Origin of the sequence: Halorubrum trapanicum (genome assembly GCF_017873555.1) — an archaeon.
GTDB classification, from domain to species: domain Archaea; phylum Halobacteriota; class Halobacteria; order Halobacteriales; family Haloferacaceae; genus Halorubrum; species Halorubrum trapanicum.
In genome coordinates this window covers 15,877-40,448 of record NZ_JAGGKE010000006.1, presented here as the reverse complement: position 1 = coordinate 40,448, position 24,572 = coordinate 15,877, and the positions used below count along the sequence as shown (strand labels likewise).

Annotated in this window: 26 protein-coding genes, 1 tRNA gene and 1 pseudogene; 12 read left to right on the top strand and 16 right to left on the bottom strand. The window is 66.5% G+C overall.

The features are described 5' to 3' along the window. Positions 1-315: 315 nt before the first annotated feature. The 3 genes from J2744_RS08185 to J2744_RS08175 form a co-directional block, all read right to left on the bottom strand. Positions 316-606 carry an AbrB/MazE/SpoVT family DNA-binding domain-containing protein gene (locus J2744_RS08185; RefSeq protein ID WP_209546531.1) on the bottom strand — a complete coding sequence of 97 codons (291 nt, stop codon included), beginning with the start codon at positions 604-606 and terminating at the stop codon, positions 316-318. A gap of 675 nt (positions 607-1,281) precedes the next feature. Further along, positions 1,282-2,049: a DICT sensory domain-containing protein gene (locus J2744_RS08180; protein ID WP_209546529.1), complete on the bottom strand. Its 768-nt coding sequence runs from the start codon at positions 2,047-2,049 to the stop codon at positions 1,282-1,284. Between the two features lie 31 nt (positions 2,050-2,080). After that, a complete protein-coding gene (locus J2744_RS08175; RefSeq protein ID WP_209546527.1) occupies positions 2,081-2,965 on the bottom strand; it encodes a pantoate kinase in 885 nt (294 codons plus the stop codon). 171 nt (positions 2,966-3,136) lie between these two features. Here J2744_RS08175 and J2744_RS08170 point away from each other — a divergent pair, with 171 nt between their 5' ends. The 3 genes from J2744_RS08170 to J2744_RS08160 all read left to right on the top strand — a co-directional run bounded on the left by J2744_RS08170 (position 3,137) and on the right by J2744_RS08160 (position 5,297). Further along, on the top strand, positions 3,137-3,655 hold the full coding sequence (locus J2744_RS08170) for a zinc ribbon domain-containing protein (protein ID WP_209546525.1): 519 nt from the start codon (positions 3,137-3,139) through the stop codon (positions 3,653-3,655). Between the two features lie 107 nt (positions 3,656-3,762). Then, positions 3,763-4,248, top strand: coding sequence for a FlaD/FlaE family flagellar protein (locus tag J2744_RS08165; RefSeq protein ID WP_209546523.1), 486 nt, complete (start codon positions 3,763-3,765; stop codon positions 4,246-4,248). Beyond that, on the top strand, positions 4,245-5,297 hold the full coding sequence (locus J2744_RS08160) for a cell division protein FtsA (protein WP_209546521.1): 1,053 nt from the start codon (positions 4,245-4,247) through the stop codon (positions 5,295-5,297). The genes J2744_RS08165 and J2744_RS08160 overlap by 4 nt, the downstream gene beginning before the upstream one ends. Before the next feature lie 403 nt (positions 5,298-5,700). Here J2744_RS08160 and J2744_RS08155 read toward each other — a convergent pair whose 3' ends face one another. The 3 genes from J2744_RS08155 to J2744_RS08145 form a co-directional block, all read right to left on the bottom strand. Continuing rightward, positions 5,701-6,189 (bottom strand): hypothetical protein, encoded by a 489-nt coding sequence (locus J2744_RS08155; protein WP_209546519.1) that lies wholly within the window; start codon positions 6,187-6,189, stop codon positions 5,701-5,703. Positions 6,190-6,421: 232 nt separating this feature from the next. Then, positions 6,422-6,572 (bottom strand) — tRNA-Gln (locus J2744_RS08150). A gap of 66 nt (positions 6,573-6,638) precedes the next feature. Then, entirely contained in the window at positions 6,639-7,229 is a 591-nt protein-coding gene (locus J2744_RS08145; RefSeq protein WP_209546517.1) for an AsnC family transcriptional regulator, read from the bottom strand. A gap of 185 nt (positions 7,230-7,414) precedes the next feature. Between J2744_RS08145 and J2744_RS08140 the strand changes: the two genes are divergently transcribed. From J2744_RS08140 to J2744_RS08130, 3 genes are all read left to right on the top strand, one after another. After that, positions 7,415-7,609, top strand: coding sequence for a heavy-metal-associated domain-containing protein (locus tag J2744_RS08140; RefSeq protein WP_007344879.1), 195 nt, complete (start codon positions 7,415-7,417; stop codon positions 7,607-7,609). A gap of 51 nt (positions 7,610-7,660) precedes the next feature. Beyond that, positions 7,661-8,398: an NAD-dependent epimerase/dehydratase family protein gene (locus tag J2744_RS08135; protein WP_245203274.1), complete on the top strand. Its 738-nt coding sequence runs from the start codon at positions 7,661-7,663 to the stop codon at positions 8,396-8,398. Between the two features lie 106 nt (positions 8,399-8,504). Continuing rightward, positions 8,505-8,855 (top strand): hypothetical protein, encoded by a 351-nt coding sequence (locus tag J2744_RS08130; protein WP_245203273.1) that lies wholly within the window; start codon positions 8,505-8,507, stop codon positions 8,853-8,855. Positions 8,856-8,894: 39 nt separating this feature from the next. Here the strand turns inward: J2744_RS08130 and J2744_RS08125 are convergent, their stop codons facing one another. Beyond that, positions 8,895-9,872 carry a coiled-coil domain-containing protein gene (locus tag J2744_RS08125; RefSeq protein WP_209546513.1) on the bottom strand — a complete coding sequence of 326 codons (978 nt, stop codon included), beginning with the start codon at positions 9,870-9,872 and terminating at the stop codon, positions 8,895-8,897. A gap of 74 nt (positions 9,873-9,946) precedes the next feature. Between J2744_RS08125 and J2744_RS08120 the strand changes: the two are divergent. From J2744_RS08120 to J2744_RS15490, 3 genes and pseudogenes are all read left to right on the top strand, one after another. Next, a pseudogene (locus J2744_RS08120) lies at positions 9,947-10,070 on the top strand (RNA-guided endonuclease TnpB family protein); the annotation flags it as partial. A 377-nt stretch (positions 10,071-10,447) separates the two neighbouring features. Then, complete coding sequence (locus J2744_RS08115; RefSeq protein ID WP_209546511.1) at positions 10,448-11,635, top strand: DUF7504 family protein; 1,188 nt, start codon at positions 10,448-10,450, stop codon at positions 11,633-11,635. 53 nt (positions 11,636-11,688) lie between these two features. Next, on the top strand, positions 11,689-12,807 hold the full coding sequence (locus tag J2744_RS15490; protein ID WP_209546509.1) for a DUF5305 domain-containing protein: 1,119 nt from the start codon (positions 11,689-11,691) through the stop codon (positions 12,805-12,807). Positions 12,808-12,853: 46 nt separating this feature from the next. On the opposite strand, the gene J2744_RS08105 is transcribed toward J2744_RS15490, so the two are convergent. The 5 genes from J2744_RS08105 to J2744_RS08085 all read right to left on the bottom strand — a co-directional run bounded on the left by J2744_RS08105 (position 12,854) and on the right by J2744_RS08085 (position 17,076). Continuing rightward, positions 12,854-13,855 (bottom strand): hypothetical protein, encoded by a 1,002-nt coding sequence (locus J2744_RS08105; RefSeq protein WP_209546507.1) that lies wholly within the window; start codon positions 13,853-13,855, stop codon positions 12,854-12,856. A gap of 262 nt (positions 13,856-14,117) precedes the next feature. Beyond that, positions 14,118-14,663 (bottom strand): DUF7344 domain-containing protein, encoded by a 546-nt coding sequence (locus tag J2744_RS08100; RefSeq protein ID WP_209546504.1) that lies wholly within the window; start codon positions 14,661-14,663, stop codon positions 14,118-14,120. 225 nt (positions 14,664-14,888) lie between these two features. Next, positions 14,889-15,428, bottom strand: a complete 540-nt coding sequence (locus tag J2744_RS08095; RefSeq protein ID WP_209546502.1) for a hypothetical protein — start codon at positions 15,426-15,428, stop codon at positions 14,889-14,891. A 103-nt stretch (positions 15,429-15,531) separates the two neighbouring features. Next, on the bottom strand, positions 15,532-16,266 hold the full coding sequence (locus J2744_RS08090; RefSeq protein ID WP_209546500.1) for a hypothetical protein: 735 nt from the start codon (positions 16,264-16,266) through the stop codon (positions 15,532-15,534). Positions 16,267-16,509: 243 nt separating this feature from the next. Next, entirely contained in the window at positions 16,510-17,076 is a 567-nt protein-coding gene (locus J2744_RS08085; RefSeq protein ID WP_209546498.1) for a hypothetical protein, read from the bottom strand. Positions 17,077-17,291: 215 nt separating this feature from the next. Here J2744_RS08085 and J2744_RS08080 point away from each other — a divergent pair, with 215 nt between their 5' ends. Both J2744_RS08080 and J2744_RS08075 read left to right on the top strand, forming a co-directional pair. Next, complete coding sequence (locus J2744_RS08080; RefSeq protein ID WP_209546496.1) at positions 17,292-17,870, top strand: hypothetical protein; 579 nt, start codon at positions 17,292-17,294, stop codon at positions 17,868-17,870. Positions 17,871-18,047: 177 nt separating this feature from the next. Continuing rightward, complete coding sequence (locus tag J2744_RS08075; RefSeq protein WP_209546495.1) at positions 18,048-19,004, top strand: HalX domain-containing protein; 957 nt, start codon at positions 18,048-18,050, stop codon at positions 19,002-19,004. Between the two features lie 21 nt (positions 19,005-19,025). Here J2744_RS08075 and J2744_RS08070 read toward each other — a convergent pair whose 3' ends face one another. The 4 genes from J2744_RS08070 to J2744_RS08055 all read right to left on the bottom strand — a co-directional run bounded on the left by J2744_RS08070 (position 19,026) and on the right by J2744_RS08055 (position 23,462). Next, positions 19,026-20,180 (bottom strand): S24/S26 family peptidase, encoded by a 1,155-nt coding sequence (locus tag J2744_RS08070; protein WP_209546493.1) that lies wholly within the window; start codon positions 20,178-20,180, stop codon positions 19,026-19,028. A gap of 116 nt (positions 20,181-20,296) precedes the next feature. Further along, positions 20,297-21,532: an ABC transporter permease gene (locus tag J2744_RS08065; RefSeq protein ID WP_209546491.1), complete on the bottom strand. Its 1,236-nt coding sequence runs from the start codon at positions 21,530-21,532 to the stop codon at positions 20,297-20,299. Then, the gene (locus tag J2744_RS08060) at positions 21,532-22,671 is read right to left on the bottom strand and encodes an FtsX-like permease family protein (protein ID WP_209546489.1); all 1,140 of its coding nucleotides are present in this window, start codon (positions 22,669-22,671) and stop codon (positions 21,532-21,534) included. The genes J2744_RS08065 and J2744_RS08060 overlap by 1 nt, the downstream gene beginning before the upstream one ends. A gap of 86 nt (positions 22,672-22,757) precedes the next feature. Continuing rightward, positions 22,758-23,462 (bottom strand): ABC transporter ATP-binding protein, encoded by a 705-nt coding sequence (locus J2744_RS08055; protein WP_321169796.1) that lies wholly within the window; start codon positions 23,460-23,462, stop codon positions 22,758-22,760. Between the two features lie 317 nt (positions 23,463-23,779). On the opposite strand from J2744_RS08055, the gene J2744_RS08050 reads away from it, so the two are divergent. Continuing rightward, positions 23,780-24,571, top strand: a complete 792-nt coding sequence (locus J2744_RS08050; protein ID WP_209546487.1) for a rhomboid family intramembrane serine protease — start codon at positions 23,780-23,782, stop codon at positions 24,569-24,571. The last annotated feature ends 1 nt before the right edge of the window (position 24,572 follow it).

Below are 24,572 nucleotides of genomic sequence, written 5' to 3'. Positions count from 1 at the left end.
GCCGGCGGCTTTGCCGCCGGCTTTCCGTGGCGCGTAGCGCCACGCTACTTACGTCGCCTGTGCCTGCCTCCCGACTGCCCCTTTGAGTCCCGCCCCGCCCCGCACGGCACCGCACAGCACCGCACCTCACGTCTCCCCAGCCTCGCGACTCACGCTTCGCGGCTGCGCCGCTCGCGTTCGCCGCGTCCAGCGAGGGACCGAAGGTCCCTCTGGCAGTCGGGCTTCGCCCGACGACCTCGCGCGTGCTCCTCGCGGCCGCCGGAGGCGGCCGCTCGCAGGCACGCGCCACCGCTTCATCTAGTTATAAATCGGTATTCACGTTCCATCGGTGTCTGGAAATTCGTTACCCGTGGAAGTGCGGTCCACGTCACGCGGATACTCATCGCGGAGCCGGCGCATCCGATCCGGTGTCCTGTCATCGCTCCGGGCGCTTCCGCGATATTTCTCGAAGGGATCTTCTGGGGCTTCGGTTCCGATACCCCGTTTTCGGAGCCGGTACTCGGAATCGACCCGTTCGAATACGACTTTGTCTCCGGGTTCGATTCCGAGCTCCCGCCGAATAGACTCCGGAATAGTGACCCGACCATCGACGGTGACGCGAGGCATACTCCCGCTAATTTGACATCCTCCTCCGCGTAAACGCGGAGGAATCCCGAGCGGTGGGAGTTTCAGGTTTACAGTCCAGTCAGTTGACTACCAGACCTTTCGGGCACGGGTAGTCCCATAGTGTCGGACTGGTGGACTGCTGGCCATGCCAACTGGCCGTTACCCCTATCCTCGACCGTGTACGGCGTCCCAGTGTTGTTTTTGCCACGGGGACGCTGGCAGGCATCACCGGAGTGGGGGGTATCGTCTGACTCGCTTCGAGCAGTCGGCACAGACACACCCTTCGAGGATGTAGCGTTCACCAACTGCCCTTTCAGATACTGCCTCGTTACGCGGGCGGACAGGCCGTGGTTCGAAAATCGAAGATTTTCGTCATCACGAGAGAGTTTCGCTCTCTCGAACGACCTCCGAAGGACGGTTCGGAATCCGCTCCGTTCCGACCGATTCCTAGCTCCGTATAGAGCGGCCTGTCGGTTAAATCTCCGTCTGTGAAACTCGGGAGAGACATTCGACTAGTGGACTGCTTCCCATCATGTCGGCTTCATCACCTGCCTGAAGGCGGGTGTATTCGCCTTCTAGTCTCTATAAATAGTATCGACTGGCAGACTCTCTCACCAGGCGACCAGCCGCACTCTCGGTAGCACCGACCCGGCAACTCTTAGAGTCGTCCTCGCCTCAGACCTCCTCGGCGATGTACCGCTCGATCCGCGTCACGAGCTCCGGACGGAACGTCCAGAAGCCGTCCCAGACGTTCGGCTCGTCTTCGATCGCGAGCAGCGCGACGTGGTCGCCGTCGCCGCCGTCGGGCGGCGTGAACACGACGAACCACGACCGCTGATACGGGTAGGAGGTCCCGGTGTGGACGGTGACCGGAAGCCCCGAGAGCGAATCCGCGTCCCCGACGCCGTACACGTGGACGTCGACGCCGGTCCCGGCGACGCGCTCGTACACCGACCGGGTGCCGCGCTCGTCGTCGATCCGCGAGAGCCGCTGGAAGGAGGCGCGCAGCGTTCCGGTACCGTGTTCGACCGCGATCCGCTCTATCACGCGCGAGATGATGATGAGGAGGAGCTTCTCCTTGTTCGAGGCGGGATAGCCGCGGACCCGAAACGGGACCTCGTCCAGCCCTTCGAACACGTCGGGGAGCGCGACCTCGTCGAGTTCGATCCCGCCGGTCTTGTACAGGTCGGAGTTGATGAGCAGCACCGATTCGAGCAGTTCGTCGAGGGGAGAGCGCGCGACGACCGACCCGTTCTCGACGAGGGCGACCACATCGTCGTCCGCCGCGGCGTCGGCCTCGGCCTCGCTGACCGAGACGGGCTGGCCGTCGAGCAAGGACTCCAGCAGGTTTCGGACCGGGTCCGGCGACGACCGGTTCAACAGGACGAGGTGCCGGTCCGGCGCCTCGAGCTCGTCGAAGAACGAGCGGAGCGATTCGGGCATATAGGTTACTCCGGCCGAACGCGCAAAGTCCTTACTCCCGGCCGCGCTCGCCGACGAGCCGCGCGCCGGCGGCGTCGATCCGACAGCCCTCGGGATCGTAGCCCGCGTCGGAGAGCCCGGTCCCGAGCGCGAAGACGGTGCGGCCGAGCATCGCCATCGCGGCACCGGGGTCGTCGGGTTCCTCGGGCGACTCGTCGACCGCGGTGATCGCCTCCGCGACCTCGGGGACGAGGAGGTCAGCCTCGCTGGCGAACTCGCGGGCCGCGTCCATCAGCGTCGGGAGCCGCGGGTCCGCCCGGAGCCGATCGAGCGCCGCCTCCCCGGCCGCGGAGAGGGCCGCCGTGTCCCCGCCTAACACCACCTCGGTCGACAGTTCGCCGAACGTGACGTACTCGACGCGCGCGGTCGCCGGCACGCCGTCGAGTTCGCCGACGCCCGGCGCGCCGGGTTCGAGTCGGACGGGGACCCCGCCGCGAGCCTGCGCGACGACGTCGCCGAGACCGGTCCCGCGGGCGACCTCCGCGGCGTGGGCGATCCGAATCAGCTCGTTCTCGGAGCGGCGGCGGTCGAACGCCGCGTTCGCGGCGAGGGCGGTCCCCAGCGCCGCCGCGCCGGAGACGCCGAAGCCGGCGCCGATCGGGAGGTCGGTCTCGACCGCGACGCCGGCCGCGGCGGCGTCCAGTTCGTCGAGCACGTCGTCGACCGCGCCGATCGATCCGGTCTCCCCGTCGATCGTACGGGACCCGGTCCCCGGACTTCCGGGATCGTCGCCCGCCGACACCCGGACGGTCACGCCGTCGGTGAGGGTCACGCCCGCGCCGCGCGATCCGGCGACGACCGGGTCGTCGGCGGGGTGTGCGCTGAAGAAGGCGGTGACGTGACCCGGGACGAACGCGGTCGCCCGCTGGCTGCTCATGTGGCGGCCGACGAGCGGGCCGCGATTAACGGTTGTTATCCGGGACGAACGGACGCGGGTGCGGGCGGGAAGCGGAGTGCGGACGCGACGCGGGTGCGGGCGCGACGGGATGTGCCGGACGCTCGGGACGACACCGCAGGCCTAAATACCGGCCGACCGAACTCGGGCCGTATGCGAAGCCAGTTGCGTCCCGTCCTCGCCGCCGTGCTCGCGCTGGTGCTCCCGGGGCTGGGCCACCTCACGCTGCGCCGGTGGGGACGGGCGCTGCTGTGGCACCTGACGATCGTCGGCGGCGGCGTCGCGCTGTTCGCGCTGTACGACGTCGAGCCGGTCGACCCGTTCGCCGACCCCGCGGCGGTGTCGGCGGCGATCCCGACCGACGTTGCGCTCCCCGTCGCGCTTCTGTTCGCGCTGTCGGCGCTCGACGCGTTCCTCGTCGGGCGGGCGGACATCGCGGAGCGCGAGCGGGCCGACGCCGCCGCCGAGGCGATGCGGCGCCGCGTCGCGAGCGCGGACGGCGACGACGCCCCAGGAGGCGACCAAATTCCCCCGAGTGCGGCCATTAGCGGGAAGGACGGCGAGACGCTGGAAGTGGCGTGTCCCAACTGCGGCAAGGAGACCGACGCCGACCTCGACTTCTGTCACTGGTGTACCGAGCCGCTCCCGTGGGCGGAGGCGGACGATCGGTAACGCGGACGGTCCCCCGTCGGTTGTTTCTCACCGCTGATAACTGAAGGCCAACTATCATATGACCCCGCCGTGAGGGTTCGGGTACGGACGCGAACGACGGACGGAACATGAGTCTGAATCCACGACGGTACGACGTACGGGAGCTGCGCCGGATCGCGGACGCGCCGCGAACCGACGGAGACGGAGCGCCTCGGGAGCGGGCGCTCCGGCGGCCGAACCGGAACCGAGCCGAGCAGGCGGCGCGCTCGGCGGCGTTCACGGAGCTGCTCCAGCGTCAGCGTGGTGAGCGGTTGAACGGGGGCGACAGCGGGGATCGGCCGTACCTGACGGCGATCCCGGCGTCGCCCGCGGCGGAACGCGAGATCGGCGAGTGGCTCGGCTACCTCGTCGACGTCGGCGGCCACCTGCGGAGCCGGGACGCGCTGTCCTACTACGCCGAACTCGACTGGGTCGGCGACGACGCGGTCGCGGCGCTGACGCGCCGCCTGGAGGGGTTCGACGCCCCGACGCGCGACCGACCGTTCACGCCCGCGGACCACCGGATCAGCCTCGTCTCCATCGTCCGGATCGCTTCGTGTGCGAGTGACCAATGAGCGACGACGAATCCACGGATATCAACGAATCGGACGAATCGGCAGCGGTCGGCGTGAAACTGGGCAGCACTCGGACGGTGCTCGACGTCCCCGACGGACGGGGCGGCCGCGAGCGCCACTCGGTGCTGACCTGCCTGGCGACCTACGAGGACGCCATCACCGGCGAGGAGAAGGTGCTGTTCGGCGAGGAGGCCGCGGTCGAGTACCCCGACCGCGTGCGCTTCATGCTGCGCTCGGGACTCCCCGAGGACGACGACAGCGTCGCGGACGCGGAGCGCTTCTTCGAGGCGGTCGTGGACGCCCACGACGTGCCCGAGGACAGCGCGGTCGTCTACGCGGTGCCGACCATCGACAACGAGGCGGGCGTCGAGAACCTCAAGTCGGTGATCGAAGGCTCCTCCATCGGTCAGATTGAGACGCGGAGCTACCCCGAGTCGCTGTGCGGGGCGATCCCCGCCTACGGCGACGACCTCGACGCGATCGACGAGGTGTTCGTCTCGGTGAACCTCGGCTCGACGACGATGGAGGCGTGCGCCTACCGGCGCGGCGAGCAGCTCTCGCCGTTCTCGACCGGCTCGGTGACGGGCAACGAGGTCGACCGCCGGATCGTCGCCGCCGTCGAGGAGGAGACCCAGGGGCGGGTCCACATCGACCGGACGACGGCCCGAGAGTACAAAGAGCAGCACGGCGACGTGTACGACTTCGAGCCGTTCACCGACGTGGTCCAGCAGCCGGGCGGCGGGAGCCACGAGTTCACCGTCGACCGCGGCGTTCAGGAGCCGATCGACCGCTACATCGACGAGGCGGTCGACGTCGTCGCCAACGAGTTCCTCCCCGAGCTCGCGAACGACCACATGAAGCCCTACCAGCTGGCGCTCGGGCGCCCCCTCGCCGTCACCGGCGGCATGGCGTGCATCCCCGGGCTGACCGAGGAGTTCGAGAAGCGCCTCAGCGAGGCGCTCGACCGCGACGTCGAGGTCGTCTCGCCCGACGAGCCCGCGACCGCGGCCGCGGACGGCGCGGCGCGCATCGCGGCGCGGCTCGTCTGAGCGGCGCGCGAGCGGTTCGATTTTTAATACTTTAAACCACACAGCGGCCGAGCCGCGCTACGCTTATTCAGACCAATGCGGTGGCGCGTGCCGACGAGCGCCCGCAGGGCGCGAGTCGCACGCGCGAGGGACGCGGTGAGCGCTCGAAGAGCGCGAACCGCGAGGCTGGGGAGGCGTGAGGCTGCGGTCGCGGTCGAGTGGGACTCAAAGGGGCAGTCGCGAGGGTGCCGCAGACGACGCAAGCACCGCAGTGAGTGAGCGGAGCGAACGAGCGAGGAGCGCAGCGAGTGTGCGGCACCCTCGCGACTGGGGCTTTGGAGGTGTTCGTAGTCGATCTGGTGTCGGTTTATAAGCGATCGGCTGAGGATCTGGAGGCGTTTGCCGCCGATCCACGGTTAGCGACCTATACCTCAAAGAGGCGTTCGGCGTCGTCCGCCTGTCGGCGGTAGATCCCCCGTCCCTTCAGCCGCGGCACCTCGTGGCGGTGGAGGCGCTCCGCCTCGGCGTCGTACACGAGCGGGAACACGTTCGTCCGGCGCTTCGCGACCGTGAACCCGGACATCGCGTCGAGCAGGGGCGCGTCCGGGTCCGGAACCGCGAAGGTCACGTAGCCGATCGGCGTCGGCGCCTCGCCGCCGTCGGCGCGCCCCGGTCGGGGGTCGACCCTGTCGGCGAGCACGTCGCGGAACGAGGCCGCGGTCTCGGCGAGCGTCTCCGGACCGACCGCTTCACCCTCGACCAGCGTCGCCAACACCGCCACGTCGCCGAGGGTGTCGTCCGTCTCGCGGATCGCCCACAGCCGATCGAACTCGTCCGTCCCCTCATCGACCGCCCCGAAGCCGTGTTTGCGCCGGTTCGCGGCGACCGACTCCCGGTATTCGGAGATGTCCATGAGACACCCACGATCCGCATGGTAAAAAATGACATAGGTGGTTCGGACTCGACGGTGGAGGCGCCGACTGTCGGAGAGTGGAGAGGCTCGCGGAACCACCCGTGGAACGAGCGGCCGTCGGTTCGGTCAGCGGATAGCCCCGGGCGGATTCGAACCGCGGTCACTCCGCTTCGCTCCGTTCCCTGCTTCGAATCCGTGGTCGGGACTATTCGTCCTCACTTCGTTCGGAGAATAGTCCCGGGCGGATTCGAACCGCCGTCAATGGCTGACTTCGGGCATCCGACGGGCGTTCCGGCAGGAACGACCGACAGCCGCGCGTGAGCCGCAGACGCGGACGGATTCCCTCCAAAGGCCATTATGATTGGCCACTACACCACGGGACTGCGAGTTCGGCTAACCGGCGGGCACTCAAGTACGTTACTCTCCGCGACGAGACCCGGCACCGCCAGCTATGCCCCTTCCTCGATCCGGTCGAACCGCTCCTCGAAGTTCGCCCGACAGGAGCCGCAACAGAAGTGGTACAGCGTCCCGTCGATGCGAGCGGACTCCCCCTCAGCGGTGACGGTGTTGCCGCACTCGACGCACTCGATAGCGAGGTCCGCGTCGCCGACCGCGGGCGACCACTCGTGGGCGTCGAGCGGGCGCACCGACAGGTCGCGCACGGCGTCCAGCCCGACCGCGTCGTCGACGAGATCGCGGGCGGTCCCCTCCTCGACGCGCGCGACGACCGTCACCTCGCCGTCGGCGGTGAGGAACGCGTGCCCGACGCGCTCGTGGCCCGCGACCGCCTCGTGGACGCGCTCGGCGTCCGCGGGCGCGACGGCGAGCGTCGCGAGGACCCGCAGCCCGTCGGAGAGCGCGTCGCCGTCGATCCGGAGCGTGAACCCCTCTATCACGCCCACCTCGCGGAGGCGGTCGACCCGGTCCGACACCGCGGGCGCCGACAGGTCCACGCGCTCGGCGATGTCGCTGTACGGGCGCCGCGCGTCGGCCAACAGCAGCCGAATGATCTCCCGGTCCGTCTCGTCGAGGGTGCGCATGGCCGGGCGTTCGGTCGGCGCGGCAAAAAGGCGTCCGGGCGGCGGACGGCCGAACCGAGGCCATCCAAGAAGGGCGGCCGGACACGAAGCGCCCGTGAAGAGCGGCCGGACACGAAGCGCCCAGAAACCGGTCGCCCGCGGGGGCGACGGAAAGGCAGTTGTATCCGCGACGCCAACGAGCGCGCATGACGACGATAGACGTCGACGGCATGTCGTGTACGGGCTGTGAGGACAACGTGACCGACGCGCTCGGGGAGCTTCCGGGCGTCGAGTCGGCCAGCGCCGACCACGAGGCGGGCACCGCGACCGTCGAGGGCGACGTGGACGTCGACGCCGTCGTGGCCGCCATCGAGGACGCCGGCTACGAGGCCTCGGCGTAGGCATCGAAACGCACGGACGGAGGCGCGGATCGTCGCCGGCGGCGTCGGCGCGTGGACGGTCGACGCGCTCGCCGACGCGGGCCGCGAGGTGGTCGCCGTCGACCGCCGCGTGCCCCCGAGCGACGAGGAGACGCCGACGGAACCGAAGACTCCTACGGTCTCTCGAAGGTGGTCGGCGAGGAGACCGCGGCCGCCGCCGCCCGCCGACACGGGGTCGCCGCCGTCTCACTGCGCCTCTCGTGGGTCACGTACCCCGGCGACGAGCGGCGCCGCGAGGCGCGCGAGACGTTCGACCCCGCGACCGCCGACCCGAGCGGCAACTGCTGGTCGTCCGTCGACGTGCGCGACGTGGTCGCGGCGATCGAGGCCGCGATCGATCCCGACGCCTCGGTCGAGGGCCACAAGGCGGTGTTGATCGTCGGCGCGGAGAACGGCCTCGATCGCCGCGACACCGCCGCGACGATCGAGGCGGTCCACGGCGAACTCCCCGCCGAGTGCGACCTCGACGGCGACGAGTCGGTCTTCGACTGCTCGAAGGGAAGCGGCTGCTCGGCTGGGAGCCGGCGCACTCGTGGCGCGACGACGCCGAGCGGGGGTGAAACCCCAGGCTCGGCCGAGACCGGTATCCGGAGGTTCCGAAGTGGTTCTCTCGACTGGTGCGAGTTGAACTGTCGCATATGTTTATATATTTTGAAACTACTTGTGGAACGTCACCATGTCGCGGCGCGCGGATCGACCGGATCGGTCCCAGAGCGGACAGAGGCCCTGGCACGATCGGGAAGAGCGTGAACGCCGAGGGCGTCGGGCGGAGAGACGGGGAGGAAGGCCGTCCGAGCGGTCGCGGTCGACAGTCGGTTCCCAACAGTTCGGAAACGCGAGACGGAGCCTCCTCTCTGTGTCGGGGATCGCGCTACTGACCGCGACGAAGGCGGTTGACGCGGCCACGACGGCGGTCGGACTCGTGTACGTTCCCGGGATCTACGAGGCGAACACTATGGTAGCGCTCCTGCTCCACCGAATGGGGGTCACCACCGGACTCCTCGTTACCTCCTTCGCGGTCATCGCCGTGATCGCACTGGTCACCGAAGTCGCCTCCATCACCGTGTGTGCGCGCCGAGCGGACGCCCACCTCGCATCGGTAGTTCGCCTGGTTGGATACGGAGTTCCGTCCGCGCTGTTCGCGGCCGTGTCGATGTACAACGTCACCAAGCTGGTGGCCGGTATCGAGGCCGCAACGCTGTTTTGACGGTCTCCTACGCTGAAAACTCACGCCGGCGGCAGAAGTTCACTCACGGTCGGACGGCCGGGATGGTCGACCGTCGGTCCGGAGTGTCGGTTTCGAAAACGGGTTCCACAGGGCGGCGTCTTCGACGTCCCAGAACTGCTCATCGCACGAGGGACACAAAGGCTCCGACAGCATCGACAGGTCGACGGTCATACCGCAGTTCTCGCACCGCCCGGTGTCGATTCCCTTCCGGATCGCCTGTCTTCGGACCGTATCGAGGGCCTCGCGGTCCTGCTCGGCGTCGGAAACGGTGTTGACAGTGGTCGAAAGTTCCTCGATCCGGTCGTCGAACCCGCGGACTGTGCCGAGGACCTGCTCGAAGAGGGCCTCAATCTGATCGAACTCCTCGTTTATCCACGTCTCGAACTCGGCCTGAGTTTCCTCAACGTCTTCAAGGCTCGCTTCGACGGCGTCAATTCGGTCCGTCACCTCGCCGTTCTCCTGATCCACACGGGATTCGAGCGACTGAATCTCGCTGTGAATCCGGGTCACGTCGTCGGAGAGCCGATCGGTGAACTCCTCCTGTCTGGACCGCTGCTGTTCGACGTCGAGCGAGAGGTCGGCGATCTGTCGCCGTAGCTCCGCGACCCGCCTGGTAAGTTCGACCTCCGTCGGGCTGAGGTCGTCTTGAGGGTCGAGGTCGTCCGGATCGAGCTGTTCCGACGTCTCCGACTCGGGCGAGTTCGGCGTCGTCGTCTCGTCTCCGCCAACTGTCTCTGTGCCGGATGGCGCTGTATCGCCATCTGATCTATCTCGGGGGGGCTTCCACTTCCGGTCGGTTCCGGACTCAGCGTTTTCCGGGGCGGACGCGGAATCGAGACCGATGTCACCCATCTCGTCGAGGGCCCAGAACGCGGAAACGAGTTGGTTCAAGAGCTCGTGTTCTGTCATCCCTCGGGACTCCGCGGTGTGTCTCACCCACTGCTGGAAGGTGTCGGCGTCGGCCGCGGTGTCGCCTTCGCTGTCCCGAGTGCCCATTACACCGATAAGCTACGGTATTTGTCCGTTTAATAGTTGGGTGTTGACGCCAACTTGCGGCGAAGCAATACCGTGTCAGGAGGATGGCACGGCCCGTGCGATTCGAGTGAGACGACCACGAGTGGTCGGGGCAACCACCCTCACGACAGTCCCAAAGAAGTGCGCACGAACCCGCAAGTTGCCTCCGTGGATCGGTAGCCGAACCCCCAACGGAGGAATCCTGGCACTTCAGCGTGGGGATGATGTCAAACCACGACTAAATTCGTGGTCTTCCGTTCCCGGAACCAATGTGAATCGAGTACCATCAAAAGTTGGTTGAAAGCGTCTGATTTCGTAGAAAACCGGGATATCCGACCCAGAGCCCGTTCGGTTACGATAGTTTTATAATATGAAACTACTAGTCTGGTAAATAGTATCAGGATGGCAGAACACCACGGTCGCCTCCCTGTCTCAACCAAGTCCGACCGACTGCCGCAACCCTCTTATCGATCCCGGCAGCGGACCGCGTCTACGGATGACCGCCGACACACATCGGTGACGGGCAACGAGCTTCGCCCCCAGACGCCCCGCCGACAATGACCGGATCCGACGGAGAGCGCTCCGGAAGTCGGTCCGATCGCGCCAGCAGGTTCAGCGACATCGCCTCAGAGTTCGGCGACGAGTTCGCCGGTCGATCGGAGAACGGCCCGGATAGACGGCGTGACGGCGAGTCGCCCGACACCGGCGACGACGCGAGCGGTCGGACAAGTGATCCGGATATCGACACGGACCGCTGGGAGTGGGTCGGCAACGACGAGTCCGGGAACGCGGTCGGGCGAGACCCGCCTGAGCCGCGCGCGAGCGACATCACGGACCGGCAGAAGGGAGGCGGTCGGCTGTGGAACGACGGGCCGGAAGACGACGAATCGACGGACGACGGGTCGGTAGGAAACATTTCAACTGATGGCGATCCGTCGAGGGACGACGCGGGGCGAACCGGAACCGACGCGGCCGGAGTGGGGACGGAACCGAGCTTGGACGACCGGACGGACGAGACCAGCGGTCGGATCTGGAACGAGATCTCGGCGACGGGGGAGTCCTCCACGATGACCGAGGCGACTCGATCTCCGTCGGACGGAAGCGTGTCGGCCGAGCCTTCACCGACCGCTACCTCGGAAGGGCTGGACGCGTCCGGGTTCGCCGAGGACGAGTCGGCCCTCGACGGGAGACGACTCGATCCCGGAACGAACGTGCTGGTCCAGTCCGAATCGCGGTCTGAACGGACTCGGAACGGCTGTCACGAGCTGTTGTTCGGGCGGGAGAGCGACCGCGACCCGTACGTGCTGCTCGTCCGCTACCAGCCGATGGGCGGCGAGCGGCTGGAAGACATCGCGTCGGAAGGGCACCGGACCCACGTGATCTCCGTCGGGTACGCGCAGTCGGTTCCCCCCGCCGCCGACGGAACGGTCGAGTCCACACAGATCAACAACCCGAACGACATCACTCGGCTCGGGATCGTCGTCTCGAGGATTACGCAGGGCTGGTCGACCGACGACCGGGAGATCCGTGTCTGCTACGACTCGCTGAACGTCCTGCTGAACTACAGAGACGTCAAAAACGCGTTCCGGTTTCTCCACGTATTTCTCAGCACGTTCACCAAGACGGACGCGGTCGCGCACTTTCACGCCGACCCGCTCGAAGGCGATCCGCAGGCGATCAATACGCTCAAACCCCTGTTCGACGAAGTCGTCTCGATGGACTCGACCGGGACGTACGTGGAATAGATGACGGGAGAACGACCAGAGACACCCCGAAAAACGCCCGCTGAGACACCGCCGTGAGCGACATCGATCAGTCACTTCGGATCCGCGCGTTCCTCGAAAAGTGGTCCGGCGTCTTCCTCGCCGTGCTCCTCATCCTCGCCGCGATCGGCGGGTGGTGGAGCTATCAGGTCCACGCGACGCAGGACGTCGAGCGCGAGGAGGTCGTCGTCGAACAGTGGAGCGAGTCGACGGCGTACGAACACAGCACGGTGATCACGAACGACTCCCTCGTGTTCGAAGAGGGTGAGCGCGTCCGAAACCGACCGGTGTACTACGTGAACCTCTCCAGAGAACTCGACGTGACGTACGTGTACGAACACACGGCCGAGACCGGCTCGGTGAACGTCACCACCGATGTCCGGCTTCAGTATCGCGGCGTCGAGGGGGACACGGTGCTCTGGCAGTACGCCGAGCCGCTGGCGAGCGGCCGAAACGACGGAGTCACGAACGAGGACAATCACACCGTCGATGCGGCCGTAGAGATCGAGTCCGTGTTCGAGACGATCCGGACGATCGAACGGCAGCTCGGCGCCGCCGGAACGATAGAGATCCGGATCGTCGCGGCGTCGTCCGTCGAGGGGACGCTGGCGGGGCAGTCGGTGAGCGAAGCCTACGAGAGCACGATGCCGATGACGGTCAACCCACAGACGTTCCGCGTGCTGGAGATGAACACCGTCGACGAATCGGGCCAGCAGACGGAGACGGTCGAGCGAGCGGTGGACCCGGGGACGGTCGAGACGGTCGGATCGATCCTGCTTTTCCTCCTCGGGATCGGCGGCGCTGCCGGACTGGTCTTCGCCCAACGGAGCGGGTACGCCGCCGTCTCGCCGGAGGAGCGCGAGATCCTGGATATCCACCAGCAGGAACAGGAGTTCTCCGAGTGGATAACCCGCGGCACGTTCCCGTCGGAACGCGACTACGAGGCGACGATCCTCGTCGACGACTTGGAGGGGTTAGTCGATGTCGCGATAGACACCAACAAACGCGTTATCAAAGACGAGCAGCTCGGAGTGAGCACGGTCCTCGACGGCGACTTCGCGTACCTCTACGTCCGGCCGGACTCGCCGGCGAGCGACTGGCTCGTCAACTACGCCGACATGACGATGGACGAGTTCCGCGAGTTCGACTTCTGAGGACGCCGCGCCCGACGGACGGCCACGTTCCGCGCCGGCTCGGGCGTCAGGGACGGTCACCTTCGATCACGCTGTCTTCCGTTTCGACCTCGACCTCGCTGCCGCCGCCGGAGTCGACGGCGAGGTCGCCGCGGATCTGACTCCCTTCCATCTCGACGCCGACTTCGCTGCCGCCGCCCGTGGTGATCTCGGTGTCGTCGCCGATCTCGCTGTCCTCCATCGAGAGACCGACCGTGCCGCCGCCACCGAGGTTCATGGAGATGCCGCCGCCGATCGTCGAATTCTCCATCTCGACTTCGACTTCGGCACCGCCCGGCGTGTCGATCCGGACCGCGCCGTCGATCTCGCTGTCCGCCAGCGAAAGGTCGACCGACCCGCCGCCGCGGATCTCGATCCGGAGGTCGCCGCGGATCCGGCTCCCTTCGAGTCCGACTGCGACCTCTCCCCCGCCGCCGAGCGTGACCGCGGCGTCGCCGTCGACGGTACTCCCCTCGGCCTCGATATCGACTTCTCCGCCGCCTCGGAGGTGGACATCGATACAGGGCACCGTCTCCGATTCCAGTTCGATCTCCGGGCCGGTGAGACAGGACGCGGCGGCTTCACACGTGACGGATGTCGACCGGACCAGTTCCACCGACTCATCGCGGTCGCTCGTCGCCGCGCGGATCGCGATCTCGACGTCGTCGGTGGTGTCCGACGAACACGAAAGTCCGGCGGCGATATCGGTCGTCCCGCCCGGTTGGAGCGTCCGCCGATCGATCTGGAGGTCGCTCCGCCCGATCCCGAGCGATCCGGACGAGCGCACGCCGACGCGGTCGAGGACGAGCGCTTCGTCGAACCGATTCGTGACCGTGAACAGCCGTACCGTCTCGCCCGTGTCGCCGGTGGGAGCGGCCGGCTCGATCCCGAGAAGGGCGTTTTCGTCGGCGGCGGTGCCGACGCTGAACTGGCGGCTGCCGGTGACCGACGAGAAGGCTCCGGTACTCTGGACGCCGGCAGCGCCGCCCGCTCCGACCACCAGCACACCGAGGACGGCCCGGCGGCTCACGCGGCCGCTCTCGCCCCCCCGACTGCGTCGACGTTTTCGTCCCATGTTGACCCCCGTTTGGTCTTTCGCGTCCGTTCGCCCGATGTCACCGGCCACACGGGGACGGTATCGCCCCGTCGTCGGTGGGCTGATCTGCGATCAGCAGGTGTCTCTCGGACGAAGAGTTAGTTCTGCGGACGTATAGTATTGCTGTGCTTTCGTGGGTGACGGGCGGCGAGCAGGCCTCCGGCTCCGAAAGGTCCCGTGCCGCAGCCAGCGGTGCTCACGGCGGTTCGTCGATGTCGCCGAGGCGGTACCGCCGGTTCTGTATCACCTGTGCGACAGAGGAGGCCAAGAACACCGCGACGACGATGGCCGCCCACCCGAGTTCCGGGACCGGCTCCGTGGGGACGAACCCGATCCAGACGCCGCCGAGGACGACGACGGCGAGGAGCGAGAGTCCCAAGTAGTAGACCCCCCACGGGATCGACCCCTCGGGGACGACGTCGAGGTAGACGTCGAGTTCGGTGGCGTTCTCGGTGAGTTCGACCTCGCGGCCGTCGTACTCCACCATGTCCGCCTCCGCCAGCCGATCGAGGTGCGTCTGTTGGAGCGAGGTGTACACGCGCTTGCGCTCGCTCGACGTGAGCTCCGAGACGGACTTGTCCTGCTCGCGCGCCGCGACCCGCTCCGCGAGGTCCGAGAGCGACACGGGGCCGTCCGCCTGCTTACAGAAGTGGATCACGTACCGCCGGCGGTGGTTGCTCAACAGGTCGTATATCTCGTCTTGCTCGGGCGGCGTGTACTTCCGCTGGTCGTCGAGCGACACGTCACGGCACCTCCGGCGACGAACGCATCAGGCTGAGCGCTCCAGCGATCGGTGTCGGGTGCGACATCAGCGCGTCTCCGTCCGGACGCTTCGGGGATCGGCGGGGTCGATAACGGAACGCAGTCTCCAGACCGGCCGTCGGCTCATGCTCCCACACATGCTATCGGAGTGACTAGTTCGAACCAGTATAATTATTCGGGTATTCCGCTCGCCCTCGTGCGCGAGTCACTCCAGTCCGAGGGCGCTCGCGACGGCGTCCGTGTCCTCGACCGTAAGCGCTGCGGCGTCCTCGCGGAGCGACCGGAACCGCTCGATGTGACCGTTGATCGTCTCCGCGTCGGCGCCGTCACGAGCGGCCTGTGCGGCCGAGAGCGCCGCGTCGGTGGCGTCCGCCTGAAGCGCGGTCTCGTCGACGGCGGTCTCGCAGATTCCGGCCGCCGTCTCTTCTTCGATTTCGGCTGCGAGGTCGGCAGCCTCAGCGAACCCGTCCTCGGCGTCTTCGCAGCCGGAGCGCGCGGTCTCGATGGCGTCGATCGCGTCGGCGTACGCGTTCTCGTTGAACGCCGTGATCCCCTCGTCGCGCGCAGCTACGGCGTCGTTGCGAGCGGTGAGCGCCTCGTCGTACGTGATGACGACCTCGCGGGGCTGTGAATCTCCATCAGAGTCCATCCCGGGCAGTTCCCTGTCGTCGCCACCGAGACATCCCGAGACGAGAATGCTCGCCGTCGCGCCGATTCGGAAAAGATGTTGTCGTCGGCTGATCATGCGCGTGATCGTCGTCGTCTGGCGTCGTGTTGGAACACGTCAGGGTGAAGGAGTCAAATCGAACAGTTCAATCCGAGAAACGATGTCATGAGCCGGTTGCCGATTATTGATTACCCGTACTCGTTAGGTCACTCTCGGTTCCGACGAGGATCTCATTGACGAGTGTCGTGTTGGCCTGGCTTTCCTTGTCGAACGGGTTGCCACTTGGATCCGACGCCTGATTGATAGCCGAGACGACCTCACTTGGTGCGTCGACGACGAGGTCGACCGCCAACGTCTCACCAGCCGGGATCGTTTTATAATTCTGAGGGGCGTCCTTCGCATTTGAGGTCCCGGGGGAGATGTCCGTTCCGTTATCACTGTTGATCCCGTCAGATGAGTCGCTCGTGTTTACCTGGAAACTGTACATTCCCTGAACCTGATCCTCTGTGACTTCGCCGTCTCCGGGATTTGTCGAATCACCGTCGACGACGATGCTGCCGAACGTACTGAATCCGAAGGCCACGTTGACGGGTTCCGTGCCGTTGTTTTCCACGTCGAGCAAGTGAGCCAACGACTGGCTGGAGGCGTTGTTTTTCGTCGCCACATTAACACTGAGATCATCGCCTTGCGTGTCGCCGTCGACATCGGCCTGCGGGAGGTCACTTGCCTTCGAGATATTGTTGTCTTCCCGGTCGTAATCGCTACTACCGCGCGTGACGTTCAGCTCCTGAACGGTGTACACTTGGAACGAGGCGTTGCTCGCACTCGTACTCTGTAGTGCCGCCGACGAGAAGACCGCGCCGCTTCCTGTTGCCAACGCCCCGAGACCGACCACCATGCTGCGTCGCTTGACCATATAGCTTCCACCTACTCACCTCATACGGAGGTATCCACTTAGTATTAGCTTACCTGAAACGATCGAAGGAGGGGCTTGAATCCAGATCCGGACTCGGAAGCGGCTTCAAGCGGTGCTTGACGAGACCAGATCCACACAGGAAATCGGCAGACGCTAACGGTATGATAGCGCATGGTGTCAATTCGTGGTCCGTGCTACCAAACATTGAGAGATCCGTCCAGCGCCAAAAGTATCAGATCGCAGTTACTCCTCGTCGATCGCGGCGATCTCCAGCGTGACGCTCGACTGCTCGGGGAGTTCTTCGAGGTTGCCGGGCGCGTCGTCGGGGATCAGGTTCACGACCAGTCCGAACGTGACTACGTCGCCGGCATCGAACGTCTCGCCGGAGTCCGCGAGCACCGTCGTCCGTCCCTGCGCGTCCGTCCCCGTCGGCTCGTCGGCGGAGACCACCCGGAGCGTCTCCGCGACCGCAACGCTCGACGCGTCGGGGTCATCGCCCGCCGCGGAAAACGAGAAGGCGAGCCGGTCGTACGGCACGTCGCCGTTGTTCGTCACCTCGACCAGCTCCTCGAACTGCGAGATCGCCCGCTGGTTCAGGTGCTCGATCACGATCGCCTCGACCTCGCCGTCGTCGTCGGTTCGGACGTATTCCTCGCCGGCACGGCCGGGCGTGAGCGAGAGTTCCGAGGAGACGACGACCCGGAGGTCTGCCGCCGCAGTCGTTTCCGAGAGAAAGGACGCGGAGCTGACGACGGCGCTGCCGAGCGCCATCGAGCCGAGGCCGAGTGCGGTCTGTCGTCGCGTGGGCATCTTGGGGTTCGGCGCGGAAACGCGCCCGTGTCAGCCCCTCGTCGCTCGACGGCTTTGTATTGACGGGCTTTCCGCGGCGACCGCGGAATCCCGGAAATCATCCGGCCGTTCAGCCACCGCGATACGCGGTTCAAGCCCATCGATACCGCGGTTCGGATCGGCTTGCGACGGTTCAAGCGACTCAATACAAAGTGGGTAGGCCACAGAGGACAGGTATGGCAAGCAGACGTAGCGTCCTGATCGGACTGGGCGGATTGGTTGCTGGCGGCGGCGCAATCCTGGGTACCGGCGCGTTCGACACGGTAGAGGCCCAGCGGACGGTCTCCGTGGAGACCACGGGCGACGCGGACGCGCTCCTGGCACTCACGCCTGTCAACGAGGACGGCCCGTACGTCGACGATTCGGGCGACACGATCCAGCTCACACTTGGTGACGCGGACGGGAACGGACTCAACCAGAATGCCGTGACGACGTTCGAAGAACTGGTCGCCGTCACCAACAACGGAACGCAGACGGTCGACTCGATCACATTTACGGTCGATGTGACCGGTACGGGGTCCGACGACGCCAACGCAGATCATGAAGAGGCGTTCGGCATCGTCGCCAACGGTGAGACGATTGCGGCGACAGGAGACACCAACATCCTCTCGGACGACTACTACGACACGAGCCTCGACAGCGGAGAGGCGGTCAACTTCGGGGCCGAAATCGACCTGCTCAACGGAGACATCTCGGACTTCAACGACGACGCGACGTTCACTCTCACGATCAGCGCTGAGGCGACCGACAGCTGAACTCGATAGCCCTCGGTCGTTCTTGACTCCGTCAGGATCGATTATCTGTCTCAAAACGGCGACCTGTTCCTCACGGTGCTCACATCGTCCGACACCTCGTAGGGGTGTCGTTGGCTCCTTACCCGACCGGTTCCCGCGGTCTTATGGCTCCGGCAACGCAAGTAAGAGAGGAGTGGGATGCCCCGTGACACCGACGTGACGGTCCTGATAGTCGAAGGAAACAGCGAGCAGGCCGAGAAGTACGCCGGCTGGCTGGAGGGACACAGCGTCCGTATCGCGGGCGACAGCGAGTGCGCGCTCGACGCGCTCGACGCGCTCGACGGGGTCGACGTCGTCCTCCTCGACGGCGAGCTCACCGACCCGCCGGCCGAGGAGCTTCTCGGTCGACTGCGCGCCCGAAACCTCGACTGTCAGGTCGGGCTTCTCTCGGGGGGTCGCGTCGGGAACGACGTGTTTCGACTCGATATCGACGAGTACGTACCGCGACCGATCGATCGTGGCGAACTCCGCGAGACGGTCGCACGTCTCGCCGACCGCGGCGCCGTTTCGAGCGCGGTCGACACGTACCTCTCGCTCGTGGCGCGGCGCAGAGGGATGGAGCGGCGGCGGGACGACGCGAAGTTGGCAGACGACGAGCGCTACCGAGAGCTGACCGGCGAGATCGCCGCCCGGCGTCGGCAGATCGACACGCTGCTCGCGGCGATCGACGACCCGGATGCGGGTCAGGGAGACGGCGGAAGCGAGGCGGAGATCGTGTCGCGAACAACGGCTGTCGATTCACCGGACCTCAACGCAGGCGAACCGCTGTACCGAACCCGGTCCCGCGAGTTCTACGCCCTCTGGTTTCTCGCCGCGCTCACGTACGGGGTCGGCGACGTCGTCTCCACGCTGTACGCGACGCTCGCGGGTCCGGGATTCGTCGAGGCGAACCCAGTCGTCGACGGGTTGTTGAGCGCCGGCGGAATCCCCGGATTTCTCCTGTTGAAGCTGCTCGTGTTACTCGTGTTGATCTCGGTCAGCGTCCAGGGCGCGCGACGGCGCGAACGGTTCTCGTACTACTGGCCCCCGGTGGTCGCGACCGGAGTCGGGCTGTTGCTCACCGGCTGGAACGTTCGACTGGCGATCGGCGTGTGATCGATCCGGGCGGCGGAGCGGTCACCGCCACCGCCGGAGTATCCGTCGAAGACGGTCAGAAAACGACAGCTCGCGTTCCCGGTCACGGAACCGAAACGGCGAGAGTCCGACGGCGGACACGTACACCGCAGTAACCACCGCGACGATAACCGCATTGATGGCGGCGACAGCGACGAACGGGTGGACCGCGTGAAGCGAGAGGATGACCGGCGCCGGGAGGAACTGGACGTACTGCCACTCGGAGACCGACCGAACGTACGCTCCCGTCTCTTCGGGCGCGTGGATGGTAACTGTCGTTGAGGCAGTCTCACCCCGATTCGCGATGAGCGAGCTGTTCGCGACATCGACGCCGGTACTGGCCGCGTTGACAGTCGCGATCCGAGGTATGATACCGTCGTTTGTAAAGTTGTAGCTGTACTCGACCGAGCCGCCGCGCTCGATGACGGTGGGGCTCGAACTCGGCGTCTGCGAACTCACGATCGTGATGTCGTCCGTTCCCGACGGAACCACCATGCTTGCGGTCGCCGGGACGGTGATGAGGAGGAGGATCACCGCGAGAACCAGGACCGAACTCATCTCGCTGCGCCGGTCACGCGAGCGATCGCCGCGGTCGGACCGGCGGCTCGTGCCGCCGACGCCCTCGGCGACGAGACTGTACGCGAGCAGCAGCAGTCCGACGAGGACCATCGACGAGCCGACGTTCCCCTCGGCGAGTCCATCCAGCCCGGGGATCCCGGAGAGCGCCGACGCGGCGGCGGAGAATCCGGCCTGAAGGGCCAAGGTCACCTGTCCGATCCGCGGGATCACGATCACCTCACCATTGAGCTCAAACGCAACCGCGACGATCTGCGACTCCTGAACCGGCGGCTCGGGACCGTCCTGATCGGTGAAGGGGTTCGCGTCCCCGCGCGTGATATACCCCTCGTCGGTCTCGTCGACGACCCGGTGCGTCGTCAGCCCGCCACCCTGTAGCTCGCGCGCCTCGAAGGTGACGACGTCGCCCTCCTCGATGTCCCCGGCGATCGACGGCGGAACTGCGACGAAGCCGTCGCCCGGGGCCATGTTCGCGGGCTCGGCGTTCATACTGCCGGTGAGCACGAACCCGAGAACGATCGGCTGGCCCAGCTGTTGGCCGACGAGCATGGCGACGATCACGACGACGAGAAGGGCCGTCACACCGGATCCGGCCAGCGATCGGAGGTTCATTGATGGCGCGTGCGAGATGTCGACGCTACGGCGTCGGTAGGACCCTCTCACCTATATGTCGTTCGCCGAATTACTCGGTCCCGCGGTCACCGTTCGAGGGCGCTCACGGACGCGACACGGCCGACCCGCCACGCGCCGAGCGTGCCGCCGAGGAGTGCGAATCCGCACGCGACGCCCGCGCCCGCGAGGTAGGCGTACGTCGGAACTCGGACGAGTCCCTCGAATCCCGTGACGGCGAAGGCGATTCGATTGAGACTCCCGGCGAGGAGGGGAGTCACGGCGATCGCGAGCAGGTAGCCCGCGGCGGCGATCGCCAGCGATTCGACGAGCGCGATGCCGACGACGCTCCGGCGGGTAGCGCCGACTGCGCGAAGGATGGACAGCGACCGCCGCTGGATGTAGATCATCGACAACAGGACGTTCAACGAGAGGACCCCGCCGGCGATAACGCCGAGACCGACCAGACTCACGCCCGCCGCGAGGACGACGGCCTGCCGTTCGAGCAGCGAGACGAGCTGCTCCTGGTTGGTGCGGAACGTGTACTCCGGGTGCTCGGCGGCGAGCTCGTCGCGAACCGCCTCCGGGTTCGCCCCGGGAGCCGTCTGGATCGTGATCAGCGTCGCGCGGTCGTCGTACGCGTTCCCGGTGAGCGTCTGTAGCTCGCTCAGTCGGATCGTCACGGTGCCGGTGCCGAGGAAGTTCTCGAACGTGGGCGAGATCCCGACCACTTCGAACTCGTTTCGCCGAGCGTTCGCGATGGTGCCGCCGACGTGAACCGTGTCGCCGACCGAGAGATCGAACTCCTCCGCGGTCTCGGGGGACACGATCGCTTGACGGGTCATCTCCCCCTCGTAGGTCCCGTCCGCGTAGTGGGTGTTCGGACCGGTGAGCCCCTCTCCCTCTCGGATCGACACGGAACTCCCGCCCGCCCCCGGAACCCCGCTCCCCACTGTCGTCTCGAACCCCTCGCCGTCCGTGCTCACGTAGACGACCTGAAACGCCATCGGAACCGCGGTCTCGACGTCCTCGTGGGCAGCGATCTCCTCCGCGAGCGGATGCGCGTTCGGGATCGGGTTCCGGAACCCCCCGACTGAGCCGGGGGCGATGTCGATCGGCCCACCGGACACCCACAGGTCGCGGCCCGACTCGTCGAACATCTCGTTCCCCGTCGAGACGACGCCCGCACCCACGCCGGCGAGCAGCGTGACGGAGAGCACGGCGAGCGCCACCCCGACCACGGCGAAGACGGTCCGCATTCGGTCGGAGCGAAGCTGTCGAACCGCGATCCGGGTCATACCGAGCGCCGCGCGGACTCGCGACATCATCCGAGCTCCTCCAGCGTGTCCGTTCGGACCGTCAGATACAGCGGATACGGGGCGGCACACAGTCCCACGAGGACCGCGACGACGAACGCGTAGCCGGCGACCGCCGGCGTCATCGTCGCCAACGACGGGACGCCGATCGCGGCGGCCACCCCCGCGTTCACCGCGAACGTGGCGAATACGCCGAGACCGACGCCGAGAACCCCACCGATCACGGCGACGGTGACGGTCTCGGAGACGACGACCAGCGCTTGGGTGCGTCTGGAAAACCCCACGGCGCTGAGCACCGCCAGTTCGCGTCGACCGGCGGTCAGCTCCAGCCCCATCATCGTCGCGACGAACGCGACGCCGATCCCGCCGGCCACGACGGTGGCGGCGAGCGCCATCGCCAGCGGCAGACTCGTTGACGTGGTCTGAAAGCTGGTGAGGCCGGCGCGCGAGACGACCTCCGTGCGCGGATAGATCGCGTCGAGCACCGACTCCACGCTCGGGTCGGTCGTGCTGACGAGGATCTGGTCCGCCTCGTCCGCCTCGGCGAGGCCCGTCAGCGACTGTAGCTCCGCGAGCGGCATCGCGATCGCGGGCACTTCACCGAACCCGGCGGCCATTTCGCGATCGTTGACGCCGACGAGCGTGAGCGATCGGTTCGCGCCGCCGACCGCGGCGGTGTCGTTGACGTCGAGCGCCAGCCGATCTGCGACCGCCGGCGACGCGACGAACTCACCGGTCCACGTGCCGTCGTACTCGCCGTCGGCGTAGTACGGGTACGCCTCGCTCAGCGGTCCGAGCCGCATGTCGGCGACGCGCCGCTGGCTATCGGGCGGTAAAACCCCAAGCGCGATCACGTACTCTCGGTCGCCGGTCGACGGGTTCTCCAAGCGAAGCGGCTGTAACGCGACAGGGGACGCGTACTCGATCCGGTCGTCGGCAGTGAGGTCCGCGGTGATGGTGTGAACCTGGCTGAGGCGGGCGCCTTCCGATTCCAGCGGGACGCTCCCGGTGCCGCCGTCGTCCGGGACGATCCAGTAGTCGATGTCCTCGCTCTCGACGGTCGTACTGCCCGCGAGGCCGATCGACACGCTCGCGACGACGAACAACAGCGCGACCGCGACGGCGACGCCCGCGATACAGACACCCATGCGTCCGGGTGCGACACCGCGAAGCCGGCCGAACACGCGCCGCACCCCAAGTCCGATCACCGCCGCGGTTCGTCGGAGTCGCGCGCTCATTGCCGGGCACCGTCGCGCAGTCGGACGACGCGATCGGTACGGCCGAGCGTGTACTCGTCGTGAGAGGCGACGACGATGGCACGGCCGTCGCTCACGTCGGTGAGGAGGTCGAGAACGCGCTCGCCGGTCTCCCTGTCGAGTTCGCCCGTCGGCTCGTCGGCGATGACGACGGCCGGGTCGGCGGCCAGCGCCCGGGCGATGGCGACGCGCTGTTGCTCGCCGCCGCTGAGCGCGCTCGGGTAATGCGACCCCCGATCGTCGAGCCCGACGGCAGCGAGGAGTTCGCTCGCGCGAGACCGCCTGTCCGAGCGAGCGACGCCCGCTTGGACCAGCGGGAGCGCGACGTTCTCGCGGGCGGTGAGCGCGGGGAGCAGATGGAACCGTTGAAACACCATCCCGACGTTCTCCCGCCGGAAGGCCGTTCGTCGGCGGCGGGACAGCGCGCCGACGGTCGTGCCGCAGACCTCGATCTCCCCCCTCGTCGGCGTGTCGAGTCCGGCGAGCAGGTGGAGCAACGTCGACTTCCCGCTCCCGCTCGGACCGGCCACGCCGACCACCTCGCCGCCGGCGACGTCGAGCGAAACCGAATCCAGGGCCGTCACGGTCCGTCCGTCGGCCGTAAACGGGCCGCCGTCGGAACCGTACCGCCGTGTTACCTCCGTACAGACGACGAGCGGTCGCGGTGAGGAGGGACCCGTCACGGAGTGACCTTCCGTCTCGAATAAACAAAAAACCGGCCGTCTCGGAGAGCGATTCCGCTGAACGCGGTCGAGTCGTCGGCGCTTCCGAATCTCATCCCGAATAGTAAAAGAAAATTTATAGATATATGTGAGAATTACGACGACTTACTTCGTTTTCACATCCAATAAACGACGTTTAAAACCATATTTGATAATTTTACAGGAGAAGTTTATAGCCCTCATCGTCGAGATTTCATATGAATACGAAATTGTCAATTGGTCTTGATAATTTTGCGAATCCTGAGAGGCTGTTCGCTCTCATTCCAGTTGGGGTCATTATGACAATTATCATTGGTGTGTTCGGCCTGGCTGAGTCGACTCGCCGCACGCTGTCGTTCGCGTATGCTGACCCGTCGCTCTGGACCGCGTACACCGCCCCGTTCGTTCATTTCTCCGCGGAGCATCTCGCCGGGAACGTCGCCGTATTTCTGCTCGTGTCGGGCGCGTTCTACGCGCTCTCTCGCCACGCGCGGACCCCGTGGCTGTTTCTCAGTGCCCTCGTGGCCGCGCTATCGATATTTCCCGTGACGCTATCGCTGCTCAACCTCGCCGTCCCTCGGGACGCGGTCACGTACGGATTCTCGGGGGTGAATATGGCGCTCGTGGGGTTCCTCCCGGTCGCGATTGGGCGGTACATCGAGGCGAACCGCGGGGAACCGATCGACACGACGCTGCTGCTCACGGCGTTCTTCCTCTCGATAAGCGGTATCGCGATACTCGCGGTGCCGCAGTCGGCGCTCACGTTCGCCGTCGGAACGGCCGGAGTGGCGCTGAGTGTCCTGTTCGGCGGGTCCTTTGTTCGTCACGAACGGCGGCTGGCGAACTCCCACGACCGCTGGCGGGCATCGGCGTCCGATCCGGTGGTCATCGTCGGGACCGGGACGTGGATTCTCCTGTTGGCGACGGCGTTCCCACAGACCGTCGCCGCCGGCGGGAGCGTCACGAACGTGTACGTCCACTTCGTCGGATACGCTCTCGGCTTCATGACCGCGTACCTCGCGCACGAGTGGGAGTTCTTCGAGAATCGCGTCAAAAAACGGGTCGACGCCGGCCGACCAGGTTCGTCGTGAG

Excerpts from the sequence above, each read along its gene's own strand:
- J2744_RS08185 (WP_209546531.1), bottom strand. The coding sequence starts at position 606 with ATGCCTCGCGTCACCGTCGATGGTCGGGTCACTATTCCGGAGTCTATT.
- J2744_RS08180 (WP_209546529.1), bottom strand. The coding sequence starts at position 2,049 with ATGCCCGAATCGCTCCGCTCGTTCTTCGACGAGCTCGAGGCGCCGGAC.
- J2744_RS08175 (WP_209546527.1), bottom strand. The coding sequence starts at position 2,965 with ATGAGCAGCCAGCGGGCGACCGCGTTCGTCCCGGGTCACGTCACCGCC.
- J2744_RS08170 (WP_209546525.1), top strand. The coding sequence starts at position 3,137 with ATGCGAAGCCAGTTGCGTCCCGTCCTCGCCGCCGTGCTCGCGCTGGTG.
- J2744_RS08165 (WP_209546523.1), top strand. The coding sequence starts at position 3,763 with ATGAGTCTGAATCCACGACGGTACGACGTACGGGAGCTGCGCCGGATC.
- J2744_RS08160 (WP_209546521.1), top strand. The coding sequence starts at position 4,245 with ATGAGCGACGACGAATCCACGGATATCAACGAATCGGACGAATCGGCA.
- J2744_RS08155 (WP_209546519.1), bottom strand. The coding sequence starts at position 6,189 with ATGGACATCTCCGAATACCGGGAGTCGGTCGCCGCGAACCGGCGCAAA.
- J2744_RS08145 (WP_209546517.1), bottom strand. The coding sequence starts at position 7,229 with ATGCGCACCCTCGACGAGACGGACCGGGAGATCATTCGGCTGCTGTTG.
- J2744_RS08140 (WP_007344879.1), top strand. The coding sequence starts at position 7,415 with ATGACGACGATAGACGTCGACGGCATGTCGTGTACGGGCTGTGAGGAC.
- J2744_RS08125 (WP_209546513.1), bottom strand. The coding sequence starts at position 9,872 with ATGGGCACTCGGGACAGCGAAGGCGACACCGCGGCCGACGCCGACACC.
- J2744_RS08115 (WP_209546511.1), top strand. The coding sequence starts at position 10,448 with ATGACCGGATCCGACGGAGAGCGCTCCGGAAGTCGGTCCGATCGCGCC.
- J2744_RS08095 (WP_209546502.1), bottom strand. The coding sequence starts at position 15,428 with ATGATCAGCCGACGACAACATCTTTTCCGAATCGGCGCGACGGCGAGC.
- J2744_RS08090 (WP_209546500.1), bottom strand. The coding sequence starts at position 16,266 with ATGGTCAAGCGACGCAGCATGGTGGTCGGTCTCGGGGCGTTGGCAACA.
- J2744_RS08085 (WP_209546498.1), bottom strand. The coding sequence starts at position 17,076 with ATGCCCACGCGACGACAGACCGCACTCGGCCTCGGCTCGATGGCGCTC.
- J2744_RS08080 (WP_209546496.1), top strand. The coding sequence starts at position 17,292 with ATGGCAAGCAGACGTAGCGTCCTGATCGGACTGGGCGGATTGGTTGCT.
- J2744_RS08075 (WP_209546495.1), top strand. The coding sequence starts at position 18,048 with ATGCCCCGTGACACCGACGTGACGGTCCTGATAGTCGAAGGAAACAGC.
- J2744_RS08065 (WP_209546491.1), bottom strand. The coding sequence starts at position 21,532 with ATGTCGCGAGTCCGCGCGGCGCTCGGTATGACCCGGATCGCGGTTCGA.
- J2744_RS08060 (WP_209546489.1), bottom strand. The coding sequence starts at position 22,671 with ATGGGTGTCTGTATCGCGGGCGTCGCCGTCGCGGTCGCGCTGTTGTTC.
- J2744_RS08050 (WP_209546487.1), top strand. The coding sequence starts at position 23,780 with ATGACAATTATCATTGGTGTGTTCGGCCTGGCTGAGTCGACTCGCCGC.